The 6,776-nt window shown below is 74.2% G+C and carries 1 protein-coding gene; it reads right to left on the reverse strand.

The genetic code is table 11. The features are described 5' to 3' along the window. Window positions 1–6,746, reverse strand: a 6,746-nt coding sequence (locus tag ACFWP5_RS51185; RefSeq protein ID WP_384173918.1) for an SDR family NAD(P)-dependent oxidoreductase, incomplete at its 3' end; no start/stop codon positions are given. Window positions 6,747–6,776: the final 30 nt, after the last annotated feature.

Below are 6,776 nucleotides of genomic sequence, written 5' to 3' on the forward strand. Positions count from 1 at the left end.
CCCGCCGTCTCCACGACTCGACACAGCATGCTCTGCGAGACATCGCCGACCGGTGCGGCCACCCCGTCGCCGACGGCTCCCCGCGTGACGAACCACAACGGCGCGTCGACCCCGGCTCGCGCCAGCGCTTCGGGCAGCTCGGCCGTCCACCGCAGCGCCTCCCGGTCCACGTCCGCCGCGAGGTACAGCACCCCTTCGACCGCTGCCCCCTCCACGGCCTCACCCAGCACCCGGGCGAGCCGATTGAGACCGCTCCCCGCGCCGCCGACCGGACCGGAGCCCGTGCCGGAGGCGACTGCGCCGTCGGCGGTCGTGGAGAGGTCGAGGTGGAGGGGCTGGGCGCCGCGTTCGGTGAGGAGGGGGATCAAGGCGGTGGGGAGGGTGGAGGAGGGGCCGTCGGTGAGGAGGAGCCAGGTGCCGGGAAGGGGCATGTCGGCGGAGACGGGGACGCGCTGCCAGGTCTGCTCGTGCCACCAGCCGTTGCTGCGCCTGCTGGCCGAGAGGGCCGGGAGGAGCTCGGCGAGGAGGAGCCGCTTGGCGGGGTCGTCCAAGTCCAGGTCCAGGGTGGTGGACAGGGCGCTCAGGTCCTGGCGGTCGATCGCCTCCCACAGGGCCGTCTCGGACTCCGCCGCGGGGGCGGGGGCCGCGACCGGCTCGTACCAGTAGGCGCGGTGCTGGAACGGGTAGGTGGGCGGCGGAGCGGACGCCGTCGCGGTTCCGGCCCGCCAGCCGACGGGGATCCGGGTGGCGGTGTGCAGGTGGGCGAGCGCGGTCAGCACCGCGGCCGGTTCCGGGAGGGCCGTGTCGAGGACGGACCGTGCGGTGACGCCGTCCAGGGACTGGCGGGCGAGGGTCGCGAGCGCGGGACGCGCGCCGAGCTCCAGATAGCAGGCGGGAGCGTGGTCGGCGTGCAGCCGGGCGAGGCCGTCGTGGAACCGTACGGCACCGCGGATCTGACCGGCCCAGTAGGCGGGGTCGGCGAGCTGCTCGTCCGTCGCGGGCAGCCCGGTGACGTTCGAGATCAGCGGGATCCGTGCCGGGCGTGCGGTGACGCCCGCGGCGACCTCCCGGAACTCGTGGAGCATCGGCTCCATCAGCGGCGAGTGGAAGGCGTGGCTGACGACCAGCCGCCGGTGCCGCAGCCGCAGCCCGTCGAGCCGCTCGGCGATCCGATCGAGCGCGGTGAGTTCGCCGGACAGGACTGTCGATGCGGGCCCGTTGAGCGCCGCGACGGCGACGCCGTCCTCGGCGTCCACCAGCGGCCGCAGCTCGGCCTCGGACGCCTGGACGCTCAGCATCCCGCCCCCGGACGGCAGCGCGCTCATCAGCCGTCCGCGCGCCGCGACGAGCCGGGCGGCGTCGTCGAGGGTCCATACTCCGGCCAGGTGGGCGGCGGTGAGCTCGCCGATCGAGTGGCCGAGCAGCCGGTCGGGCGTGATGCCGTAGTGGCCGAGCAGGGCGTGCAGTGCGACCTGGAGCGTGAAGATCGCCGGCTGGGCGTAGGCGGTGTCGTTGACGAGGTCGCCGCCGTCGAACATGACGTCCTTGAGCGGCCGTTCGAGGTGCGGGTCGAACGCGGCGCACACGGTGTCGAAGGCCTCGGCGAAGGTGGGGGACGCCGCGTGCAGTTCCCGTCCCATGCCGGGATGCTGGCTGCCCTGGCCGCTGAGCAGGAAGACCACGCCGTCGCCGCGTCCGGTGGGCGATCCCGTGACCAGCGCGGGATGCTCCCGTTCGGATGCGAGGGCGGTGAGCGCCGCGCCGAGCCCGGCGCGGTCTCCGCCCGCCGTGACGATCACCGCCCGGTGGTCGAACAGGGTCCGGGCGGCGAGCCTCCCGGCGAGTCCGGCCGGGACGGCGGCGGGCTGCGCGTCGAGGTGGTCGCGGAGCCGGGACGCCGCGGCGCGGAGCGCGGCCGGGTCCTTGGCCGACAGCGTGACCGCGACGGCCGGCGCCTCCTCGTCCGGGACCTCCGTCGGGGTGGGTTCGGGTGCTTGTTCGAGGATGAGGTGGGCGTTGGTGCCGCTGATGCCGAATGATGAGACTGCGGCGCGGCGTGGTCGTCCGGCGTCGGGCCAGGGGAGGGTGTGGTTGAGGAGGGTGAGGTTTCCGGCTGTCCAGTCGACGTGTGGGGTGGGGTTGTCGATGTGGAGGCTTCGTGGCAGGACTGCGTTCTGGAGGGCGTAGATGCTTTTGATGACGCCTGCGACTCCGGCGGCGGCCTGGGTGTGGCCGATGTTCGTTTTGATGGATCCGAGGTAGGCGGGTTGTTCGGGGGTGTGGTGTCGGCCGTAGGTGTGGAGCAGGGCTTGGGCTTCGATGGGGTCGCCGAGGGTGGTGCCGGTGCCGTGTGCCTCGATCAGGTCGATTTGGTCGGCGGTGAGTCGGGCGTTGGCGAGGGCTTGTTCGATGACGCGTTCTTGTGAGGGTCCGTTGGGGGCGGACAGGCCGTTGCTGGCGCCGTCCTGGTTGACGGCTGATCCGCGGAGGACGGCGAGGATTTCGTGGCCGTTGCGCTGGGCGTCGGAGAGTCGTTCGAGGAGGACGAGGCCGACGCCTTCGGAGAAGCCGGTTCCGTCGGCGGTCGCGGAGAACGCTTTGCATCGGCCGTCCGGGGCGAGGCCGCGCTGGCGGCTGAACTCGACGAGCAGGGATGGCGTCGCCATGACGGTCGCGCCGCCCGCGAGGGCCAGTTCGCATTCGCCGGACCGCAGGGCCTGCGCCGCCAGATGCATCGCGACGAGCGAGGACGAGCAGGCGGTGTCGATGGTGACGGCCGGACCTTCGAAGCCGAAGGTGTAGGAGATCCGGCCGGACGCGACGCTGCCGCCGTTGGAGGTCAGCAGGTACCCCTCGTACTCCTCAGGTACGTCGTTCAGCATCCGCAGCCCGTAGTCGGCGCTGATGACGCCTGCGTAGACGCCGACCTGCCGCATCCGCAGCCCGGACGGGTCGAGTCCCGCGTTCTCCAGGGTTTCCCACGCGGTCTCCAGGAGGAGCCGCTGCTGCGGGTCCATGGCGAGCGCCTCGCGCGGACTGATCCCGAAGAACGCCGGGTCGAAGTCCCCGGCGTCGTGCAGGAATCCGCCCCGGTCGGTCGAGGTGGTGCCGGGATGGTCGGGGTCGGGGTGGTAGAGCCCGGCGGGCCAGCCGCGGTCGGTGGGGAACGCGGACACGGCGTCGACGCCGCGCGCGACGAGGTTCCACAGGTCGTGCGGGGTCTTGACGTCGCCCGGGTAGCGGCAGCCCATCCCGACGATCGCGATCGGCTCGTCGGCCGCGGCGGCCGTCCGCCGGGCCGGGCCGCTCCTGGACGGCGCCTCGGTGAGCGCGGCCAGCAGATGCTCGGTGACCGCCCGGGGAGTCGGATAGTCGAAGACCAGGGTCGGCGGCAGCCGCAGCCCGGTCGCGCCGGCGAGCCGGTTGCGGAGTTCGACGGCGGTGAGGGAGTCGAAGCCGAGGTCCTTGAACGGCCGGTCGTCGGCGATCCCGTCCGGGTCCTGGTGCCCGAGTACGGCGGCAGAGTGCGCCCGGACGACGCCCAGGAGGTGCTTGAGCCGCTGCTCGGGCTCCAGTTCGGCGAGCCGTCCGGCCAGCGCGCCGCTCCTGCCGGCCGCCGCCGGGCGGGACCGCGGCGCGAGGCCGCGCATCAGCGGCGACGGATGCGCCGCCGCGGCGGACGTGTCGAGCGTCGCGGCCAGCAGCGACGCCCGGTCGAGGCCGAGGGCGGCGTCGAACAGGGCGAGCCCGTGGTCGTCGGTGAGGGGGACGAGCCCGGATCGGCGGAGCCTGGCGAGGTCGGTGTCGGTGAGGGTCCCGGTCATGCCGCTGGTCCGTTCCCAGAGCCCCCACGCGATCGAGACGGCCGGGAGGCCTTGGGCGTGCCGGTGGTGGGCGAGGGCGTCGAGGTAGGTGTTGGCGGCGGCGTAGTTGGCCTGTCCGGGGTTGCCGAGGGTGCCGGCTGCCGAGGAGAACAGGACGAACGCCTCCAGGTCCAGGTCCCTGGTCTGCCGGTGCAGGTTCCAGGCGGCGTCGACCTTTGGCCGGAACACGGTCTCCAGATGGGCGGCGGTCTGGCCGAGCAGCGGCGCGTCCTGGAGCGCGCCCGCCGCGTGGACCACGGCCGTCAGCGGATGCTCGGCCGGGACGGCGGCGAGGAGCGCGGCGAGCGCGTCGGGGTCCGCGGTGTCGCAGGCGGCGATCGTCACATGCGCGCCGAGCGCTTCCAGACGGGCCGTCAGGTCGTCCGCGCCGGGGGCGTCCGGGCCACTGCGGCTGACGAGCAGCAGCCGCCGCACCCCGTGTGCCGAGACGAGATGCCCGGCGACGAGCGCGCCGAGCGTCCCGGTGCCGCCGGTGACCAGGACGGTCCCCGTCCCCGACAGCGCCGACGGGGCCGAGCCCGGGAGCGCGACCTTGACGAGCGCGGGGGCGAGAACCCGGCCGTCGCGCAGCGCCAGCTGCGGCTGCCCGGACGCGATCGCCGCAGGGAGCAGCGCGTCCGACGCGGGAAGGCCGTCGGTGTCGACGAGCACGAACTGGCCGGGGTTCTCCGACTGGGCGGCGCGTACCAGACCCCACACTGGCGCGAGTTCGGGGACGGCGTCCGTCCTGGAGACGGGCAAGGCGTTCGTGGTCCGGACGATCAGTCGCGACCCGGCGGACCGCGCGTCGGCGGCCCATTCGCGTACGGCCTCCAGGACCTCCGCGGCCAGGCCGCGGATCGCGTCCGGGCCGTCGGGCTCTCCGGAGACGTCGAGCAGGACGGCGGCGGGCGGCGTCTCGAGGGCCGACGCGTCGGCGAACGGCACGGGAGGCTCGCCCGCCTCGCCGACCGCGACCGGGTTCCAGACGACCTCGAAAAGGGAGCGGTCGGCGGAGGCCGCGAAGGACCGCAGGAACTCCTCGCCGCTCACCGTCCGCAGGGTCAGCGCACCGACCGTCAGGACGTGAGCCCCGGACACGTCCCACGCCTCGACACGGAGGGTCTTCTCCCCGATCTCGGTCAGCCTGACCCGCAGCTCGGTCGCGCCGGTCGCGGTCAGCCGGACGTCCCGCCACGAGAACGGCAGCGCCAGGCCGGCCCCGTCGTCGCCGGTCAGGGCGAGCGGGTGGAGCGCCGCGTCCAGCAGCGCCGGGTGGATGCCGTGTGCGCCCGCCGCCAGGTCACGGTCGAGGACGACCCGGACGTCCAGGACGGCGCCGTCCCGGTGGAGTTCCCGGACGTTCCGGAACGCGGGACCGTAGTGGTAGCCGTGCTCGGCGAGCCGGTCGTACAGCCCGTCGATCGCGACGGGGCCGCCGGCGGGGGCGTCGGGCGCGTCCTGCGGCCCTTCGGCCTCGTCGGGGGAGAGGCGTCCCGTCGCGTGCTCGACCCACGGAGAGTCGGCCCCGGTCCGGGAGTGGAAGGTGATCTGCCGGTGGCCGTCGTCGTCGGGCGCGGAGACCGCCACATGCAGGTCGCGGGGCGTGTCCGAGGTGAGGACGAGCGGCGTCTGGAGGGTCAGCTCCGCGACGGTGGGGCAGCCGGACGCCTGCCCGGCGTGGAGCGCGAGGTCGAGGAACGCGGTGCCGGGCAGCAGCGGGGTCGCGTGGACGGCGTGGTCGGCGAGCCACGGCAGGGTGTCGGCCGACAGCCGGGACGTCGCCTGCCAGCGGCCGTCCGGGAGCGGGATGACGGTGGCGAGCAGCGGGTGGCCGGCCGCTTCCAGGCCGAGCCCCGACGCGTTGCCCGCGCCGGTCGAGCCCAGCCAGAACCTGCTGTGCTGGAACGGGTAGGTCGGCGGATGCCCGGCCCTGCCCGTCGCCGGCGGCCGCCAGAGGGTGCCGGGCTCGGCGGCCCGCACGTGGCGGCCGGCGAGCGAGACGTGGAACCTGCCGAGGCCGCCGTCGTCGCGGCGGAGCGTCGGATGGGCCGCGCCGGGTGCTCCTGACGCGTGCAGCACGGCGTCGATCGCCGGGACGAGCACCGGATGCGGGCTGGCCTCGACGAATGCGGTGTGCCGCGGGCTCAGCGCGGCCAGTACCGGATGGAACAGGACGGGATTGGCGAGGTTGTCGTACCAGTAGGCGGCGTCCAGGACGGTGGTGTCCTCGACGACGGCACCGGTGAGCGTGGAGTGGAACGGAATCGGGGCCTTGCGGGGCGAGATCCCGGCCAGCTCGGCCAGGAGGGTGCCGCGCAGGGCGTGCATGTGCGGTGTGTGCGAGGCGTAGTCGACCGGGACCATGCGGGCGTTGAGCCCGGCGGCCCGGCCGTGCGCGACGATCGCCTCGGCGGCCGCCGTCGCGCCTGCCACGACGGTGTGGGCGGGGCCGTTCAACGCCGCGACGTGCAGCTCGCCGGTGAGGCCGAGGTCGCCGATGAGCGCCTCCGCGGAGATCGCGTCGAGGGGCAGCGACACCATCCTGCCGGTGTCGGCGAGACCGAGGAGCGCCTTGGCGCGGGTGGCGACGATCCGTGCGGCGTCGTCGAGGCTGAGTGCGCCTGCGATGTGAGCGGCGGCGATCTCGCCCTGGCTGTGGCCGACGACTGCGTCGGGACTGACGCCGTGGTGTTGCCAGAGTCTGGTGAGCGCCACCATCATCGCGAACAGCGCGGGCTGTACCACGTCGGTTCCGGCGGGCAGCTCGGGCCGGGACAGGACGTCCCTGAGGTTCCAGCCGGTGTGCGGTTCGAGTGCCTGCGCGCAGTCGTCCAGAGCGCGGGCGAACACCGGCGACTCGGCGGCGAGCAGTGTGCCCATGCCCGCCCACTGGGAGCCCTGGCCGGGGAA

Origin of the sequence: Streptomyces sp. NPDC058469 (assembly GCF_042721125.1) — a bacterium.
Lineage (GTDB): Bacteria > Actinomycetota > Actinomycetes > Streptomycetales > Streptomycetaceae > Streptomyces.